Origin of the sequence: Neisseria lactamica (assembly GCF_901482445.1) — a bacterium.
GTDB classification, from domain to species: domain Bacteria; phylum Pseudomonadota; class Gammaproteobacteria; order Burkholderiales; family Neisseriaceae; genus Neisseria; species Neisseria lactamica.
In genome coordinates this window covers 1,779,168-1,796,513 of record NZ_LR590477.1, presented here as the reverse complement: position 1 = coordinate 1,796,513, position 17,346 = coordinate 1,779,168, and the positions used below count along the sequence as shown (strand labels likewise).

18 protein-coding genes are annotated in these 17,346 nt (G+C 53.3%); 4 read left to right on the top strand and 14 right to left on the bottom strand.

Annotation, left to right across the window (positions count from 1 at the left end; all coding sequences use genetic code 11):
• Positions 1-4 precede the first annotated feature (4 nt).
• From rsgA to FGL10_RS09715, 4 genes are all read left to right on the top strand, one after another.
• Positions 5-928 carry a ribosome small subunit-dependent GTPase A gene (gene rsgA / locus FGL10_RS09735; RefSeq protein WP_003708155.1) on the top strand — a complete coding sequence of 308 codons (924 nt, stop codon included), beginning with the start codon at positions 5-7 and terminating at the stop codon, positions 926-928.
• A gap of 224 nt (positions 929-1,152) precedes the next feature.
• Positions 1,153-1,416, top strand: a complete 264-nt coding sequence (locus FGL10_RS09725) for an exodeoxyribonuclease VII small subunit (protein ID WP_003708151.1) — start codon at positions 1,153-1,155, stop codon at positions 1,414-1,416.
• Positions 1,400-2,296, top strand: coding sequence for a polyprenyl synthetase family protein (locus tag FGL10_RS09720; protein WP_036469421.1), 897 nt, complete (start codon positions 1,400-1,402; stop codon positions 2,294-2,296). Before FGL10_RS09725 ends, FGL10_RS09720 begins: the two co-directional genes overlap by 17 nt.
• A gap of 143 nt (positions 2,297-2,439) precedes the next feature.
• Positions 2,440-3,936 carry a subtype B tannase gene (locus FGL10_RS09715; protein WP_171007437.1) on the top strand — a complete coding sequence of 499 codons (1,497 nt, stop codon included), beginning with the start codon at positions 2,440-2,442 and terminating at the stop codon, positions 3,934-3,936.
• Positions 3,937-4,029: 93 nt separating this feature from the next.
• Here the strand turns inward: FGL10_RS09715 and FGL10_RS09710 are convergent, their stop codons facing one another.
• The 14 genes from FGL10_RS09710 to FGL10_RS12835 all read right to left on the bottom strand — a co-directional run bounded on the left by FGL10_RS09710 (position 4,030) and on the right by FGL10_RS12835 (position 17,317).
• Positions 4,030-4,329: a DUF2818 family protein gene (locus FGL10_RS09710; protein ID WP_003708146.1), complete on the bottom strand. Its 300-nt coding sequence runs from the start codon at positions 4,327-4,329 to the stop codon at positions 4,030-4,032.
• A 96-nt stretch (positions 4,330-4,425) separates the two neighbouring features.
• Positions 4,426-5,871: an NADH-quinone oxidoreductase subunit NuoN gene (gene nuoN / locus FGL10_RS09705; RefSeq protein WP_003708143.1), complete on the bottom strand. Its 1,446-nt coding sequence runs from the start codon at positions 5,869-5,871 to the stop codon at positions 4,426-4,428.
• 9 nt (positions 5,872-5,880) lie between these two features.
• Positions 5,881-7,377, bottom strand: a complete 1,497-nt coding sequence (locus FGL10_RS09700; protein ID WP_003708141.1) for an NADH-quinone oxidoreductase subunit M — start codon at positions 7,375-7,377, stop codon at positions 5,881-5,883.
• An 88-nt stretch (positions 7,378-7,465) separates the two neighbouring features.
• Positions 7,466-9,490 carry an NADH-quinone oxidoreductase subunit L gene (gene nuoL / locus FGL10_RS09695; protein ID WP_003708139.1) on the bottom strand — a complete coding sequence of 675 codons (2,025 nt, stop codon included), beginning with the start codon at positions 9,488-9,490 and terminating at the stop codon, positions 7,466-7,468.
• 48 nt (positions 9,491-9,538) lie between these two features.
• Entirely contained in the window at positions 9,539-9,880 is a 342-nt protein-coding gene (locus tag FGL10_RS09690) for a hypothetical protein (protein ID WP_003708136.1), read from the bottom strand.
• A 123-nt stretch (positions 9,881-10,003) separates the two neighbouring features.
• On the bottom strand, positions 10,004-10,579 hold the full coding sequence (gene fic / locus FGL10_RS09685) for a protein adenylyltransferase Fic (protein WP_002215631.1): 576 nt from the start codon (positions 10,577-10,579) through the stop codon (positions 10,004-10,006).
• Between the two features lie 33 nt (positions 10,580-10,612).
• Entirely contained in the window at positions 10,613-10,918 is a 306-nt protein-coding gene (gene nuoK, locus FGL10_RS09680) for an NADH-quinone oxidoreductase subunit NuoK (protein WP_002215628.1), read from the bottom strand.
• Positions 10,915-11,586, bottom strand: coding sequence for an NADH-quinone oxidoreductase subunit J (locus FGL10_RS09675; RefSeq protein WP_003708133.1), 672 nt, complete (start codon positions 11,584-11,586; stop codon positions 10,915-10,917). Before FGL10_RS09675 ends, nuoK begins: the two co-directional genes overlap by 4 nt.
• Positions 11,587-11,597: 11 nt before the next feature.
• Positions 11,598-12,077, bottom strand: coding sequence for an NADH-quinone oxidoreductase subunit NuoI (gene nuoI, locus FGL10_RS09670; RefSeq protein WP_002218650.1), 480 nt, complete (start codon positions 12,075-12,077; stop codon positions 11,598-11,600).
• Between the two features lie 59 nt (positions 12,078-12,136).
• Complete coding sequence (locus FGL10_RS09665) at positions 12,137-12,475, bottom strand: hypothetical protein (RefSeq protein WP_004467706.1); 339 nt, start codon at positions 12,473-12,475, stop codon at positions 12,137-12,139.
• Positions 12,476-12,524: 49 nt separating this feature from the next.
• Positions 12,525-13,601 (bottom strand): NADH-quinone oxidoreductase subunit NuoH, encoded by a 1,077-nt coding sequence (gene nuoH / locus FGL10_RS09660; RefSeq protein ID WP_002216340.1) that lies wholly within the window; start codon positions 13,599-13,601, stop codon positions 12,525-12,527.
• Positions 13,602-13,603: 2 nt separating this feature from the next.
• A complete protein-coding gene (gene nuoG, locus FGL10_RS09655) occupies positions 13,604-15,865 on the bottom strand; it encodes an NADH-quinone oxidoreductase subunit NuoG (protein WP_003708128.1) in 2,262 nt (753 codons plus the stop codon).
• 58 nt (positions 15,866-15,923) lie between these two features.
• Entirely contained in the window at positions 15,924-17,219 is a 1,296-nt protein-coding gene (gene nuoF, locus FGL10_RS09650; protein ID WP_003708127.1) for an NADH-quinone oxidoreductase subunit NuoF, read from the bottom strand.
• Positions 17,195-17,317: a hypothetical protein gene (locus FGL10_RS12835; protein WP_003708125.1), complete on the bottom strand. Its 123-nt coding sequence runs from the start codon at positions 17,315-17,317 to the stop codon at positions 17,195-17,197. The genes nuoF and FGL10_RS12835 overlap by 25 nt, the downstream gene beginning before the upstream one ends.
• Positions 17,318-17,346 lie beyond the last annotated feature (29 nt).

Sequence of the window (17,346 nt, the reverse complement as noted above, 5' to 3'; positions counted from 1 at the left end):
ACCGATGCCGTCCGAACACCCGTTTTCAGACGGCATTTCCACACCCAACCCCAAAGAAACCATGAACGACACCGCCCAAATTACCGCCAGCTACGGCCGCCGCTACATCGTCCGCACGCCCGACGGCACAACCTACGAAGCCAGCACCCGCAAAAAACGCGTCGATTTCGCCTGCGGCGACCGCGTCCGCATCAGCCCCGTCAACGCCGAACAAGTCGTGATTGAAGATTTTTTACCGCGCCAAAGCCTGCTCTACCGCCAAGACGCGTGGAAAACCAAACTCATTGCCGCCAACGTTACCCAACTCCTCATCGTAACCGCCGCCGTCCCGAGTCCGAGCGTGCGGCTGCTACAGCGCGCCCTGCTTGCCGCCGAAGCCGCCGGCATCCGCGCCGTCATCGTCCTGAACAAAGCCGACCTGCCCGAAACCGCCCTTTGGCGCGAAAAACTCAAATTCTACGAAACGCTGGGTTATCCCGTCATCGAAACCCGCGCGCTGGAAAACGCCGACAGCCTGCGTCCCATTTTGGAAGGGCAGACCAACATCCTGCTCGGACAAAGCGGTATGGGCAAATCCACCCTGACCAACGCCCTTTTGGGCAGCCAAACCGCCCGTACCGGCGACATTTCCGCCTCGCTCGATTCCGGCAGGCACACCACCACCCACGCCCGGCTTTACGATTTGAACGGCGAAACCCAACTCATCGACTCCCCGGGTTTGCAGGAATTTGGTTTACACCACCTCCAAGCCGCCGATTTGCCGCGCTATTTCCCCGATTTCCGCCACCTTGTCGGGCAATGCCGCTTCCACAACTGCACCCACCGCGCCGAACCCGGCTGCGCCTTCAAAGCCGCCGCCGAAACCGGGGCGGCAAGCCCAGAACGCCTCGCCTTTTTGCAGGGCATCACCGACGAACTGCTCGGGTAACGCCTTGCCGTTTGCAGGACAAAACAATGCCGTCTGAAACCGGATTCGGGTTTCAGACGGCATCCGTTTTACAAAAATGCTACAATCCGCTTTTTACCGGAACACCCGAAACTATGTTTCAACACACAGGACGACACATAAAGCACCGCCCTATGTGCCGTCCTGATTTGGAAGGGCTTACACCCCTCCCAAATAAAGTCTGATTCTACCGCCCCGAAGGACAGATGTCCAAGTGGCGGGGTTTCAACCGAAAAGGAAACACGATGAAGAAAAACGCACCGAAATCGTTTGAAGAAGCCTTGTCACGCCTTGAATCGCTGACGCAGTCTATGCAGGGCGAAATGCCCTTGGAAGACGCGCTTGCCGCCTATCAGGAAGGCAACGAACTGGTCAGATACTGCCAAACCAAGCTGGCACAAGTCGAACAGAAATTACAGGTTTTGGATGCGGACGGGCCGAAGGAGTTGAACCTTGAATCCGACGAATGATTTGAAAGCGTGGCAACAGAGGGCGCAGGCACAGACAGAGCTGCTGCTGGAACGCTTTTTGCCGTCTGAAAACGAAATCCCGCACACGCTGCACGAAGCGATGCGTTATGCGGTTTTAGACGGCGGCAAGCGTCTGCGCCCTATGCTGGTTCTGGCGGCTTCGGAATTGGGCGAGTCCGTGGCGGATGCGGTCGGACAGGCAATGGCGGCAATCGAGATGATTCACGCCTATTCGCTGGTTCACGACGATATGCCGGCGATGGACAACGACAGCCTGCGCCGGGGCAAACCGACCTGCCATGTGAAATATGGCGAAGCCACCGCGCTACTGACCGGCGATGCTTTGCAGACGCAGGCGTTTGACGTATTGAGCCGTCCGACAGAACTGCCCGCCGCACGCCAGTTGGCGATGCTGTCGGTGTTGGCAAAAGCGGGTGGAAGCAGGGGTATGGCGGGCGGTCAGGCAATCGATTTGGCAAACGTCGGCAGGCAGATGCCGCAAGCCGATTTGGAACAGATGCACAGCCTGAAAACAGGTGCGCTAATCCGTGCGGCGGTTGTATTGGGGTCGATGTCTTGCCCGAATCTGTCTGAAGACAGTCTGGCGATATTGGATGATTATGCGGCAAAACTGGGGCTGGCGTTCCAAGTCATCGACGATGTGTTGGATTGTGAAGCGGACACGGCGACTTTGGGCAAGACGGCGGGCAAAGACGCAGACAACGACAAGCCGACTTATGTGAAACTGATGGGCTTGGAAGCGGCGCGCCCATACGCGCACAAACTGGTTGCCGAAGCGGTCGCGCTGCTCGAACCCTTCGGCAATAAGGCATTACGGCTCAGGCAGCTTGCCGAATTTACGATTGCGCGCACATACTGAGCAGACTCGGATATGCCGGGACCTTTGCAAAATTCCCCCAAATCCCCTAAATTCCCATCAAGACATTTAGGGGATTTTTGGAGTTTTACAAAGGTCTCTAGTATTGCTTATCATATCCGTGTACCTCTTCAGAAAGTATGATGATGAATGCCCTAAACAAAACCATCTTATCCGTTTCTGTCGCTCTAGGATTGAGCGCCTGCGCTTCCGTCAAAACCGCAGACATCTACGACCTAGACTTTTCCAAACAAAAATACACCGAACAAAGCATCGAAGTGAACGGTCAAACCATCAAATTCCGCGCTTACGAAAACGTGGTGTACGTCCGCAATCCTGTTGATACCCGTTACGAAATCATCAATATTTATGTACCCGAAGCCTATTACAACGGCGGCGAGATAGACGGTTTCAACGCCGAAACCGCACCGATTTTCCTGCCCAACCAAATCGGCGGCTATATGCCCGCCGAACCGGGCAAACCCGCTTTAGAAGGCAAACGCGGCGAGCCTGAAAACGGCCAAAAATCGCCCAACGCCGCCCTGGTTGCCCTCTCCGAAGGCTACGTCGTCGCATCCCCCGGCGCACGCGGCCGGACAGAACCCACCGGTAAAGCACCCGCCGCCATTGTCGATTTGAAAGCCGCCGTCCGTTACCTGAAAGCCAACGACAAAGCCATGCCCGGCGATGCCGAAAAAATCATTTCCAACGGCACAAGCGCGGGCGGCGCGATGTCCGCCCTCTTAGGCGCAACAGCCGACCAAAAAGATTACGAAAACCACCTCAAAGCCTTAGGCGCGGCAGACGGCAGCGACAAGGTTTTCGCCGTATCCGCCTACTGCCCGATTACCGATTTGGACCATGCCGACATGGCTTATGAATGGCAGTTCAACGGCGTTAACGACTACAAAAAAATGAACATTTCCATGCTCGACTACCGCGTCAAACGCGAGCTGGTCGCCGGCACGCTGTCCGATGACGAGAAAAAACTGTCCGACCTCCTCAAACCGCTGTACCCCGCCTATCTCAACAGCCTGAACCTGAAATCCCCCGAAGGCAAACCCCTGACGCTGGATGCCCAAGGCAACGGCAGCTTTAAAAACCATATCGCCGGTCTGCTCGCCCAATCCGCACAAACCCAGCTTGATGCAGGCAAAGACCTGAGCGACCGCGCTTGGCTGACCGTCCGTAACGGCAAAGTCGTCTCCGTCGATTTCGATGCCTACGCCAAAGCCGCCGGCCGCCAAAAAACACCGCCTGCCTTTGACGGCGTAGATTTGAGCGCGGGCGAAAACCAACTCTTCGGCACAGAGAAAGTCGACAAACGCCACTTCACCGCGTTCTCCATGCAACACAATACCGCCGCCAACGCCGAAATCGCGGACGAAGAAACCGTCAAAATCATGAACCCGCTCAACTATATCGGCAAACCGGGCGTAAGCCTGCCGCAAAACTGGCGTATCCGCGTCGGCACCAACGACCGCGACACCTCACTGGCAGTCTCCGCCGTCTTAGCCGCCAAACTGCAAAACAACGGCTACACCGTCGACTACGCCCTGCCTTGGGATGTCGGCCACGGCGGCGATTATGACTTGGACGAACTGTTTGCCTGGATGAAACAGGTCAGCAGAGCTGCAAAATAATTGTTCGCAACATAGATTGAGATGAGATTTCGTATCCCGTTTTAATTGGAAAAATGCCGTCCGAACAAGGCTTCAGACGGCATTATTGTTACCCTATTCCCTGTTGCGCGTGTGCCAGAAATACCGCCGCACAAAACAGGGAAACGCAAAAATCAGGTACAGGCAGACGGCTGTGGCGTAAAACTCCCAACCCTGATCGTGTACCGATCCCGCACGGGATTCGAGGATGTAGGCAAGAACGGCGGTCAGCGCGAAACCTGCCGCCAGCTCGATCAGGTGGTGTCCGAAATGTTTGCGCTTGAGCGGAACAATGCCGAACAGCCTGACAGTGAGAAACGGGGCATTGGCAAAAATCAAGGCAAGCAGCAAAAGGATGTACATCGATACGGTCATAATTCCCTTCCTTCCCTTTCAGACGGCATTCCGGCCTGCGGATGCCGTCTGAAACCGAAAAACGGCAGCCCCTCATACGGCTGCCGTCTCGGCGGCTTACAGCGTATTTTCCAGCGCCTTGGCGCACCAGTCGATAACGGTTTGCGGCATAATGCCCCACAGCACCAACAGCAGCGCGTTGACGCTCAAGAGGAATTTTGCGGCATTGTTGCCGGCTGCGGCAGGGCGGGCGCGGTCGGATTCGTCAAAATACATGACTTTGACCACGCGCAGGTAGTAGAACGCGCCAATCAGCGACATCACGACGGCAAACACCGACAACCATACATGGCCTTGTTTCAAAAGCGCCATAATCACGCCGAATTTGGCGTAAAAGCCCATCAGCGGCGGAATACCCGCCATAGAGAACATAACCAGCAGCATCAAAAAGGCAAGCCATACGCGGTGTTGGTTCAACCCTGCCAAATCGCCGATGTTTTCGCACTCGTTGTCCCCGTCCGACAACACCATCAACACGCCGAACCCTGCCGCCGCCATCAGCGCGTAAGTTACCGCGTAATACAGCCCCGCCGCAAAACCGACCGCGCCCGCCATAAACGCCAGCAGGATAAAGCCCATATGTGAAATAGTGGAATAGGCGAGCATACGTTTGATATTGGTCTGCATGATGGCGGCAAGGTTACCGACCAGCAGCGAAGCGGCGGCAAGCAGGGCAAACATCGGCGACCAGTCCTGATGCACCGTACCCAAGCCGGTAACGAGGATGCGGAAGGCGAAAACGACGGCGGCAATTTTCGGCAGCGTGCCGGCCAGCGCGGCGACGGAAGTGGGCGCGCCCTGATAGACATCGGGCACCCACATATGGAACGGCGCCGCACCCAGCTTGAACGCGACGGCGACGACAATAAACACCAAACCCAGTTTTAAAAGCCAAACATTTGCCTGTTCGTTATACGAGTTTGCCAATACTGTGGCAAATTCCAGCGAACCGGTCGCGCCGTAAACCATAGAAATGCCGTAAAGCAATAATCCGGAAGCCAAAGCACCCAAAACAAAATATTTCAAAGCGGCTTCGGCGGCAAAGCCGGAATCGCGGCGCAGGGCGATCAGGGCGTAAAGTGCGAGCGACAGCAGCTCCAAACCGATATAGGCGGTAAGGAAATGCCCCGCGCCCACCATCACGCCCATACCCAAAAGGGCAAACAGCGACAGGGTGTAAAACTCGCCTTTAAACAGGTTGCGCGTTTGATTATAAGGCTTGGCATAAACAAACATGGCAAACGTCAAAGCATATAAAACCATTTTTGCCAAACGCGACATACCGTCCGCAATATACATCCCGTTGAATGAAGACGTACTGCCCTGCTCCCAAACGGCAAGCTGCACCGCCGCCGTAACCGCCACCGTTGCCAGCGCGCCGTAATGCGTCAAACGGCGTTTGTCATCACTGACCCACAAGTCCGCCAGCAACAATAACACCAGCAGCGCAAACAGCACGATTTCGGGCAACGCGGGCATTAAATTCAAATCAGACCAGTTCATTTATACACCTCAAATCTTGCTTTGCGCCACATGGGCAATCAAATCGTTTGCCGCCTGATGCACCACTTCGATAAACGCGTTCGGATACAGACCCATACCCAAAACAGCAATCGCCAAAACCGCCAAAATCGCAAATTCGCGGCAATTGATGTCTTTCATTTCGGCAACGTGCGGATTGCGAATCGCGCCGAAAATCACGCGTTTGTACATCCACAGGGTGTAAGACGCACCGTAAATCAAAGTCATGGCAGCCAACGCGCCGACCCAGAAATTCACTTTGACCGCGCCCATAATCACCATAAACTCGCCCACGAAGCCGGAAGTTGCAGGCAGACCGGCATTGGCCATACCGAACAACATCATAAACGCCGCAAACTTAGGCATCACATTGACCACGCCGCCGTAATCGGCAATATTGCGGGTATGCAGGCGGTCGTACATCACGCCGATACACATAAACATCGCGGCAGACACAAAACCGTGGGAAATCATTTGAATGATTGCGCCTTTCAATGCCCAGTCATTCAGTTGGCCGTTCACAAACAGGAACATACCCAAAGTGACAAAACCCATATGGCTGATGGAAGAGTATGCCACCAGTTTTTTCATATCGGTTTGCACCAAAGCCACCATACCGATATAAATCACGGCAATCAGGCTCAATACAATGATCACAGGGGCAAAATAGCGTGCCGCATCCGGCATAATCGGCAGGATAAAGCGCAAGAAACCATACGCACCCAGTTTCAGCGTAATTGCCGCCAACACCATCGAACCGCCGGTCGGCGCTTCAACGTGGGCATCCGGCAACCAAGTGTGCACGGGGAACATCGGCACTTTTACAGCGAATGACAGGAAGAATGCCGCAAACAAAAGCTGTTGTACGCCCAACGGAATCTGTTTGATGTTTTGGAAATCGACAATAGAGAAGCTGCCTGTTTGATAGTACAGGTAAACCATAGCAACCAGCATCAGGAGCGAACCCATCAGCGTATAGAGGAACAGCTTGACCGACGCATAGACGCGGCGCGGGCCGCCCCATACACCGATAATCAGGTACAGCGGAATCAGCATACCCTCGAAGAACACATAAAACAGAATCGCATCCTGCGCGGCAAACGCACCGTTAATCAAACCCGACATCATCAGGAAAGCGGCCATATACTGCGCCGGACGTTTCTGAATAACTTCCCAACCGGCCAATACCACCAACAGCGTAATAAACGCATTCAAGATGATAAAGAGCACTGAAATACCGTCCACGCCCAATGCATAGTTGATTTTCAGAAGCGGAATCCACTCGTGGAACTCGGTAAACTGATAGCCGCCGCTCAAACGGTCGAAACCGGCAAACAGGGGCAGCGTTACCAAGAAACCGGCAAGCGCACCCACGAAGGCAAGCACACGCGCCAGCGGCGCACGGCTGTCTTTACCGGCCGCCAAAACCAGCACGCCTGCGGCGATGGGTATCCATATTGCCAAGCTGAGTAGGTAGTTGGAAAACATAGTGGTTAACCTGTGGTTAGAATAAAAATATCGTTGTACGGGTTGGTTTGTCAGACGACGTTTTAAGAGGCCGTCTGAAACCTCATCCTTATCGGAACAATCCCCAGAAGGTCATACCGAGCAGTACCAATACGCCGAATACCATAGCGGCGGCGTAGGTGTAGATAAAGCCGGTTTGGGCTTTACGCACTTGCGCGGCAACCGCGCCGACCAGTTTGGCGGAGCCGTTGACGATGCCGTTGTCGATAATGGCGGTATCGCCGACTTTCCAAAAGAAGGTACCCAATGCGCGCGTGCCTTTGGCGAAAACGTTGAAATACAGGGCATCGAGGTAGTATTTGTTTTCAAACAAAACGTAAACCGGACGGAACGCCTGCGCGATTTTGGCGGGCAGGTGCGGCAGTTTGACGTACAAAAGCCACGCGGCGGCAACACCGGCAGCCGCCAAATACAAAACAGGCGATGTCAAGCTGTGCGACACCATTGCCAATGCGCCGTGGAACTCTTCCTTCATGATGTGCATGGTCGGATGCGCGTCGGCGTTGACGAAAATCACGTCTTTGAAGAAATCGCCGTAAAGCATAGGCTCGATGGCAAGGTAGCCGATGATGACGGACGGAATCGCAAGCAAAATCAAAGGCAGGGTAACAACCAGCGGGCTTTCGTGCGGATTGTCGTTTTTGCCCAAGCCGTGATGTTCTTCGCCATGATGATCGTCATGATGTTCGGGCAGGCTGCGCCATTTCTCTTCGCCGTGGAACACCATAAAGTATTGGCGGAATGCGTAAAAAGCGGTAACGAACACACTGGCAAGGACGGCAAAATAAGCAAAGCCGCTGCCCGGCAGGGTGCTGTATTTCGCTGCTTCGATAATCGAATCTTTAGAATAGAAGCCGGAGAAGAACGGCGTACCGATCAGCGACAAATTGCCGATCAGCATAGTCAGCCAAGTAACCGGCATATATTTTTTCAGGTTGCCCATATGGCGCATATCTTGGTCGTGATGCATACCGATAATCGCGCTACCTGCCGCCAAGAACAGCAAGGCTTTAAAGAAGGCGTGGGTCATGACGTGGAACATCGCCACGGAATAGGCGGACGCGCCCAAAGCCACGGTCATATAGCCCAGTTGCGACAGGGTGGAATACGCAACCACGCGCTTGATGTCGTTTTGAATCACGCCCAAGAAGCCCATAAACAGGGCGGTAATCGCGCCGATCACCATAATGACAGACAGCGCGGTGCTGCTCATCTCATAAATCGGCGACATACGCGACACCATAAACAAACCCGCCGTAACCATGGTTGCGGCGTGAATCAATGCGGAAATCGGGGTCGGGCCTTCCATCGAATCAGGCAGCCAGACGTGCAGCGGGAATTGTGCCGATTTACCCATCGCACCGACAAACAGGAGCAAACAGGTTACAGTAATCAAAGACCATTCCACACCGGGGAACAATTGAATGGTGGCCGTCTGAACATTAGGCAGATAAGCGAATACATCTTGATAGCGCAGGCTGCCGCCGAAATAGGCAAGCACCAAGCCGATACCGAGCAAAAAGCCGAAATCGCCGACACGGTTGATCAGAAAGGCTTTCAGGTTGGCAAATGTTGCGCTTGGACGTTTGAAATAGAAACCGATCAAGAGATACGACACCAAGCCCACAGCCTCCCAGCCGAAGAAGAGCTGGATGAAGTTGTTGCTCATAATCAGCATCAACATGCTGAATGTAAACAAAGAAATATAGCTGAAGAAGCGTTGGTAGCCGACTTTTTCATCGTGCATATAGCCGATGGTGTAGATATGCACCATCAACGACACGCCCGTTACCACGACCATCATCATCGCCGTCATCGTATCGACCAAGAAGCCGACGGAGAAATCCAAGCCGCCCATTGTCAGCCAGGTATAGACGTTTTCGTCAAACTTGGCACGGCTGCCATTGAGGAATCCCCACAGCACATAAGCCGACAGCACGGCGGACACCGCCACACCGAGTATCGTAACCGTATGCGCGCCGGCACGTCCGATTTTATTGCCGAACAAACCCGCAATCAGCGAGCCTGCCAAAGGCACGAGGGCAATGATGAGATATAAAGTCATGTCGTTCATTTGATTGAATCCGATTGATTTAAAAATCTATGTTTATTTCGTACAAAATTACTTCGGAAAAACAAATCCAACACGCTCCAATCGTTTGCGTGCCACAGCTAATTGCTCTTCAGTAAATAAATCACACCACGGCTTTTGTAACACCAGATATTCCATACTGTATTTCAAGGTGTGGACTCCGCCACCACTCAGAATCAGCTCTGTAAAACCGGTCTGAGTCTTCTTTTCCCCCGTACTCAATAATTTATCCGCCGCCTCTTTACCACCAAATTCATTTACAATTTGTAAAAATCGTGTCGCCTTGTAAGGTTGCGGCAAATTCAAAGCCTCCTGATAAATATTTAACATGGCTTTATGAAATTCTTGTTCTAACTGATTTTTATCCATCATTCTTCTTCCAATATTTCAGACCGGATTATTCTTACCCAGAATTTCTTTTCTCATCCGCTCCCGTCTGATCACCTACCGAATCAGGTCGTCTGAAACAGTCTGAAATCGCTTTTCAGACGACCCTCAGCCTTTTTCATACCCTTCGTAATAATACGACTGCTCGATACCTTTAAAGATGATTTCACGGTTGTCCACATCGTCAGTCAGGTTATCCTTTAACAGAAAGCGCAGTTCTAAATCGTTGACGGGACTGCGTTCCATCGCCTGCAAATACAAGGTTTTGCTTACATTTTGCCAGTTTACGACTTTTTTCAGGTTTTTTTTCAGCACCAAATCCAGCCAGATGCGGGTACTTCTGCCATTACCCTCCAAAAACGGATGGGCAATGTTCATTTCAACATATTTGGCGATGATTTCTTCAAAAGTCCGCTCGGGCATCTGCTCGATTTTAACCAAAGCCTCTTTTAAATACATGGCGTTGGCAAAACGGAAACCGCCTTTGGAAATGTTGTCTTCCCTGATTTGACCCGCAAAATCATATAAGCCGCCGAACAGGTAACGGTGAATCTGTTGCAGGCCCGCGGTGGTACCGACTTCGATACGGTCAATGTCGCCGCTTTCAAACAGGCGGCGGGCATTATGCAGGCTTTGTTCGTCTATGGATTTCATCGTTTTTCCTATCGGGTTTTCAGACGGCATCGGTGTCTTGTCAGGTCTCGACCCAACCTACCTTTACCCTTTCAACTCATCCAAATCGGCAACATTAATCGTTTGTCGGTTGCGGTACACCAGCACCATAATCGCCAAACCGATGGCGGATTCGGCAGCGGCAACGGTCAGTACGAAGAATACGAAAATCTGTCCGGCGGTATCGCCCAAATGTTGCGAGAAGGCGATAAAGTTGAAGTTCACCGCCAAGAGCATCAGCTCGATGGACATCAGCAATACCAGTACGTTTTTGCGGTTCATAAAGATACCCATTGCGCTGATACCGAACAGGAGCGCGCCCAATACCAAATAATGCGTCAAGGTAATCATGCTTTGCCCTCCCCTTCCGGCTTGAGGTCGTCTGAAACTTCGTTTTCTTCGGCAGATTCGACTTGCGGTTTGACCGCTTCCATTTTCACCAGACGCATACGGCCTTGGTCGGCGCGCACTTTAACTTGGTCGGCTGGATCCATTCGTTTCGGATTGGTAGTTTTGCGGTGAACCAGCGCAATCGCCGCCACCATACCCAACAGCAGCAATACCGCCGCCAATTCAAACGGCAACAGGTAGTCGGTATAAATACGGCTGCCCAAATCGCGGATATTGTTGTAATCGGCGGGAATGTCTTTCATCAGACCAAATGCGGCCAGGTCGGTTTTCGGGTTGACCAAAATCAGAATCAGGGCAACCGCCAACAATGTACCGACCACGCCGGCAACCGGCGCGTGCCGCCAAAAACCGGCGCGCATTTCCTCGATGTCGATGTTCAGCATCATCACGACGAACAGGAACAACACCATCACGGCGCCGACGTAAACCACCACCAGCGTCACACCCAAAAACTCAGCCTGCATCAGCATCCAAATCATCGCGCTCACGCAGAAGGTCAGCACCAGATGCAAAGCGGCGTGGACAGGGTTTTTAGCTGTAACGGTACGAACCGCTCCGTACAAAACGATGGCGGCAAGGATATAGAACAGAATCGCGGAAAAAGTCATTCGTCTGCTCCTTAACGATACGGCGCGTCAGCGGCTTTGCGTTTGGCGATTTCAGCTTCGTATTTGTCGCCGATTGCCAAAAGAATCGGCTTGGTCATATGCAAGTCGCCTTTTTTCTCGCCGTGGTATTCGAAAATATGGGTTTCCACAATCGCATCGGTCGGACACGCCTCTTCGCAGAAACCGCAGAAGATGCACTTGGTCAGGTCGATGTCGTAACGCTTGGTGCGGCGCGTGCCGTCTTCGCGTTCTTCCGATTCGATGTTGATCGCCATTGCCGGACACACCGCCTCGCACAATTTGCACGCGATGCAGCGTTCCTCGCCGTTCGGATAACGGCGTTGCGCGTGCAAACCCCTGAAACGCACGGATTGCGGCGTTTTCTCTTCGGGGAAATAAATCGTGTCTTTGCGGGCGAAAAAGTTTTTGAGCGTTACGCCCAAGCCTTTTACCAACTCGCCAAGCAGAAAGGTTTTTACTAAGTTAGCCATATTATTCAACCCATTATCTCAGGGAATATTTTGAGGGCTTCAAGCCGTCTGAAAACCGGTTATTTTAAAAACGAAACGTTGAAATCCGTTTCACCGCGTTCATCTTCGCGCATATGCACATTGTAATGGCGCACCTGACCGCAAGCCTGGACTGTCCACACTTCCTCGGACTGTATCCGCCCTTCCACACGTTTGACATCGCTGATTTTTGCATCGATGGCTTTGATGTTTTGGCATAAGAAAGCGGTACTTTCCCATTGCTTGATGACCTTCGCGACATCATTGCGCAAAACATTGTCGCCGCCGAACGCGGTACTTTGACCGCCGTATTGGATATCGCCGACAAAGGCGCACGATGCCAAGATGGCGGAAGACAATATTGCTGCATATCTCTTCATTTGCTTCATCCTTTCAAAAGCCGCATCTGAATCAAAGTTTTCAGACGGCCTATTTCCACAAATTCAGCGGTGAAATCATCCACACGCCCAAAATCACGATGTAGGCAAAGCCGATCGGAATCAGCACTTTCCAGCCCAAACGCATAATTTGGTCGTAACGGTAGCGTGGGAAAGTTGCACGAATCCACAGATACCAGTACAGCACCGCCGCCATTTTCACGAACATCCAAAATGCGGAAGGCGTACCGATAAAGCCCCAGCTTTGCGGGAACGGAGACAGCCAGCCGCCGAGGAACATCAGCGATGTCAGCGCGGCAATCAGAATCATGAAAATGTATTCGGCAAGGAAGAACAGCGCGAACGCGAAGCCGGAATATTCAACGTGGTGTCCGGCAACGATTTCAGACTCGCCCTCTGCCACGTCAAACGGTGCGCGGTTGGTTTCGGCAACGGCGGAAATCAAATAGACGATGAAGATTGGGAAGAGCGGCAGCCAGTTCCAAGAGAATACCGAACCGCCGGCAATACCTTTAGCTTGTGCGGCAACGATGTCGGAGAAGTTCATGCTGCCCGACACCATCACGACGCACACCAGCGCGGCACTCATGGCGATTTCGTAGGAAATGCTTTGCGCGGAAGCACGCATTGCGCCCAAGAACGAATATTTGGAGTTGGAAGCCCAGCCCGCGATGATCACGCCGTAAACCGACAGCGAGGTAATCATCAGGATGTACAAAAGACCGATATTGATGTTGGTCAGCACCCATTCTTCGTTGAACGGAATCACTGCCCACGCCGCGAAAGACGGTGCAAGCGACATAATCGGGCCAATATAGAACAGGGCTTTGTTTGACAGCTTCGGACGGGTTACTTCTTTAAACAAGAGTTTGAACACGTCGGCAAACGGCTGAATCAGACCCCACGGGCCGGTTACGTTCGGGCCGACGCGAAGCTGCATAAAGCCGATGACTTTACGTTCAAAATAAGTCAGGTAGGCAACGGTCAGAATCAGCGGAATCAGGATAATCACGATTTTGACGATGACGGATACCACCAAGCCCACGGTGATACCCAAATCGCCCAGACCGAGCGTTGCGGCAAAGAGGTTTTGGAACCATTCCTGCATAATCAAGCTCCCGCCAGTTCAATAGTGTCCATCAACGCACCCAGCGCGGCATTTTCGGTATGCAGCGGCAGATGCACCACGTTTTCAGGCAGTCCGGCATCGGCTTTGACGGCAACCGATACGCTTGCGCCGTTTTGTTTGGCGACGGCGGTTTGTCCGTCTTGCAGGCCCAAGCGTCCCAAAGTGTTCGGATTCACACGCGCGGCAGGCACGGCAGCATGGACGGTTGCCTGCAACGGTGCGGAACGGCGCACGATGGCATCGGTGTGATAGATGCCCACTCCGCCCACGCGCACGAGGCGGCTTGATGCCGTCTGAAAATCTTTTTGAGTCGAAGACACGCGGTTGTCCAGTTTGGACGGCAGGCTTTCCGCGTCCAGCGCGTCTTTCAGAATCGCGGCGGTATCGTGGTATTCAAAACCTTGCAGGTCAAACAGGTTGCCCAATACGCGCAACACTTTCCACAGCGGACGCGAGTCGCCGAAGCCTTGTACCACGCCGTGGAAGGATTGCAGACGGCCTTCCATATTGATGAAGCTGCCTGATGTTTCGGTAAACGGCGCAATCGGCAGCAATACGTCGCACACATCCAGCAGCGTTTTGCTGACAAACGGTGTAAACGCCATCACGCTTTTCGCCTGTTTCAACGCGGCTACGGCTTTTGCACCGTCAACCGTATCGATTTCAGGCTCGACATTGAGCAGCAAGACTGCCTGTTTCGGCGCGTTTGCCATTTCGGCAACGCTCTCGCCGGAGTTCACGCCCAAGACATCCGCACCGACGCTGTTGGCAGCCTGCGGCAGAATGCCCAGCACCGCGCCGGTCGCGTCTGCCAGCTCTTGCGCGGCGGCATAAATGGCGGCGTAATCAGGATGGTTTTGCACTTCCGCGCCCAAAATCACCGCTGCTTTTTCAGCGTTTTTCAGGCTGGCGGTAACGGCGTGTTCCGCATTGGCAGACAGGTTTTTCAGACGGCCTGCCCACTCGTCGGGATGTGCGGCTTCTTGAGAGAGAAGCGGCATCAACAACTCTTCCTTGCTGCCGGCCAATACGCTCAAGGCCATACGGTCTTTGGCGGCGCGGCGCAAGCGGGCGGTCAGGAGCGGCTGTTCTTTGCGCAAGTTCGCGCCGACTACCAATACGGCATCGTTGTCAGCCAAAGATTCAATGCTTTGTCCCAACCATTGCGCACCTTTAAGGCCGTCTGAAAGACGTTTGTCTTGTTGGCGCAAACGGGTTGCAAAGTTTTTAACACCCAAGCCGTCGGCGAGTTTTTTGGCCAGATACAGCTCTTCAACCGTATTCATCGGGTTCGCCCAAACGCCGACTTGGTTTTGGTTGCCGTCTTTGGCGATACATTCAATCGCGCTGCGGACATATTCCAACGCGGTTTTCCAATCCACGTCCATCCACTCGCCGCCCTGTTTGATTTTCGGGTTTTTCAGACGGCTTTCGTGATACAGGCCTTCGTAGGCGAAACGGTCGCGGTCGGACAGCCAGCATTCGTTGATGGCTTCGTTTTCCAGCGGCAACACACGGCGGACGGTATGGTCTTTGGTTTGCACAATCAAATTGCTGCCCAAAGCATCATGGGCGGAAACGGATTTGCGGCGGTTCAATTCCCAAGTACGCGCATTGAAGCGGAACGGTTTGCTGGTCAATGCGCCGACAGGACACAAATCGATGACGTTGCCCGACAATTCGGTTTCCACTGCTTTACCGATAAAAGGCATAATCTCGGAGTGTTCGCCGCGATTCGCCATCGCAATTTCCTGCAGACCGGCGATTTCTTCGGTGAATCGCACGCAGCGGGTGCAGTGGATGCAGCGGCTCATTTCCTCGGCGGAAACCAAAGGCCCCATATCTTTGCCGACGACGGAACGTTTTTCTTCGGTATAGCGGCTGGTGGTTTTGCCGTAGCCCACCGCCAAATCCTGCAACTGGCATTCGCCGCCCTGGTCGCAGGTCGGACAATCAAGCGGATGGTTGATGAGCAGGAACTCCATCACGCCTTCTTGCGCCTCTCGGGCTTTTGCCGAATGCGTACGCACAATCATGCCGTCCGTTACCGGCGTGGCACAGGCTGGCAGAGGTTTGGGGGCTTTTTCCACGTCCACCAGACACATACGGCAGTTGGCGGCGATGGAAAGTTTTTTGTGGTAACAGAAATGCGGGATATAAGTACCGAGCTTGTGCGCGGCTTCAATCACCGTCGCGCCCTGCTCCACAGATACCTGTTTGCCGTCGATTTCGATTTGTAACATGGTTCGTTCCTAGTTACGGGTATTTGATAAATCATTCTTTTGGATGCCGTCTGAAAACTCAGCACCACTTATTCGGCTTCATCGGCCCGCCGTGTTCGATGTAATGCACAAACTCATCACGGAAATGCTTGGTAAAGCTGCGGACGGGGAAGACGGCGGCATCGGCAAGGGCGCAGATGGTGCGGCCTGCCATTTGGTTGCCGACAGAATCGAGCAAATCCAAGTCTTCCATACGGCCTTTGCCTTCTACGATGCGGTGGACGATGCGGTAAAGCCAGCCGGTGCCTTCACGACAAGGCGTACATTGGCCGCAGGATTCGTCGTAGTAGAAGTAGCTCAAGCGTTCGAGGGCTTTGACCATGCACACGTCTTCGTCCATCACGATAATCGCGCCGGAACCCAACATCGAGCCTGCTTTGGAAATCGAGTCGTAGTCCATATTGGTCTGCATCATGATGTCGGCAGGCAATACGGGCGCGGACGAACCGCCGGGGATAACGGCTTTGAGTTTTTTGCCGCCGCGCATACCGCCCGCCATTTTCAAGACTTCGGCAAACGGCGTGCCCAACGGCACTTCATAGTTGCCCGGACGTTCGACGTGGCCAGAAATACAGAACAATTTAGTACCGCCTGCATTCGGAATACCTTTATCGGCAAATGCCTGTCCGCCGTCACGGATAATGAATGGAACGGAGGAGAACGTTTCGGTATTGTTGATGGTGGTCGGTTTGCCGTACAGGCCGAACGACGCAGGGAATGGCGGCTTAAAGCGCGGCTGGCCTTTTTTGCCTTCCAACGATTCGAGCAAGGCGGTTTCTTCGCCGCAAATATATGCGCCGTAGCCGTGGTGGGCGAAGAGTTCGAATTCCAAATCCGAACCCAAAATATTTTTACCCAAAAAGCCTGCGGCACGCGCCTGCTCCAAAGCGGCCTCAAAGCGTTGGTAGCCTTCGAAAATTTCGCCGTGAATATAGTTGTAACCGGCTTTCGCACCCATCGCGTAACCGGCGATAATCATGCCTTCAATCAGAGCATGGGGGTTGAACATGATGATGTCGCGGTCTTTGAACGTACCCGGTTCGCCTTCGTCGGTATTGCAGACGACGTATTTTTCGCCGGGGAAGGAACGGGGCATAAAGCTCCATTTCAAGCCGGTCGGGAAGCCCGCACCGCCGCGCCCGCGCAAGCCGGAGGTTTTGACTTCGTCAATCACATCGGTTTGCGAGATGTTTTCGGACAGGATTTTACGCAGGGCGGTATAGCCGCCGCGTTTGACGTATTCGTCCAATGTCCAGCAATCGGGATTGGCGGTATCCACTTGGTCAAAAATCACGCCTGATTGGTAAATAGCCATTTTTGGTGTGCCTGTTTGTTTTCGTATCGGTTGCGGCTGCCTGCCGTCTCAATGTTCCTGATGCCGTCTGAAACGGTTTGTCTGTTTTCAGACGGCATTTTCCTGTCTTCGTTTAATCTGAACCAAA

Coding starts and splice junctions, on each gene's coding strand:
- rsgA (WP_003708155.1), top strand. CDS start 5: ATGCCGTCCGAACACCCGTTTTCAGACGGCATTTCCACACCCAACCCC.
- FGL10_RS09725 (WP_003708151.1), top strand. CDS start 1,153: ATGTCCAAGTGGCGGGGTTTCAACCGAAAAGGAAACACGATGAAGAAA.
- FGL10_RS09715 (WP_171007437.1), top strand. CDS start 2,440: ATGAATGCCCTAAACAAAACCATCTTATCCGTTTCTGTCGCTCTAGGA.
- FGL10_RS09710 (WP_003708146.1), bottom strand. CDS start 4,329: ATGACCGTATCGATGTACATCCTTTTGCTGCTTGCCTTGATTTTTGCC.
- nuoN (WP_003708143.1), bottom strand. CDS start 5,871: ATGAACTGGTCTGATTTGAATTTAATGCCCGCGTTGCCCGAAATCGTG.
- FGL10_RS09700 (WP_003708141.1), bottom strand. CDS start 7,377: ATGTTTTCCAACTACCTACTCAGCTTGGCAATATGGATACCCATCGCC.
- nuoL (WP_003708139.1), bottom strand. CDS start 9,490: ATGAACGACATGACTTTATATCTCATCATTGCCCTCGTGCCTTTGGCA.
- FGL10_RS09690 (WP_003708136.1), bottom strand. CDS start 9,880: ATGATGGATAAAAATCAGTTAGAACAAGAATTTCATAAAGCCATGTTA.
- fic (WP_002215631.1), bottom strand. CDS start 10,579: ATGCCGTCTGAAAACCCGATAGGAAAAACGATGAAATCCATAGACGAA.
- nuoK (WP_002215628.1), bottom strand. CDS start 10,918: ATGATTACCTTGACGCATTATTTGGTATTGGGCGCGCTCCTGTTCGGT.
- FGL10_RS09675 (WP_003708133.1), bottom strand. CDS start 11,586: ATGACTTTTTCCGCGATTCTGTTCTATATCCTTGCCGCCATCGTTTTG.
- nuoI (WP_002218650.1), bottom strand. CDS start 12,077: ATGGCTAACTTAGTAAAAACCTTTCTGCTTGGCGAGTTGGTAAAAGGC.
- FGL10_RS09665 (WP_004467706.1), bottom strand. CDS start 12,475: ATGAAGAGATATGCAGCAATATTGTCTTCCGCCATCTTGGCATCGTGC.
- nuoH (WP_002216340.1), bottom strand. CDS start 13,601: ATGCAGGAATGGTTCCAAAACCTCTTTGCCGCAACGCTCGGTCTGGGC.
- nuoG (WP_003708128.1), bottom strand. CDS start 15,865: ATGTTACAAATCGAAATCGACGGCAAACAGGTATCTGTGGAGCAGGGC.
- nuoF (WP_003708127.1), bottom strand. CDS start 17,219: ATGGCTATTTACCAATCAGGCGTGATTTTTGACCAAGTGGATACCGCC.
- FGL10_RS12835 (WP_003708125.1), bottom strand. CDS start 17,317: ATGCCGTCTGAAAACAGACAAACCGTTTCAGACGGCATCAGGAACATT.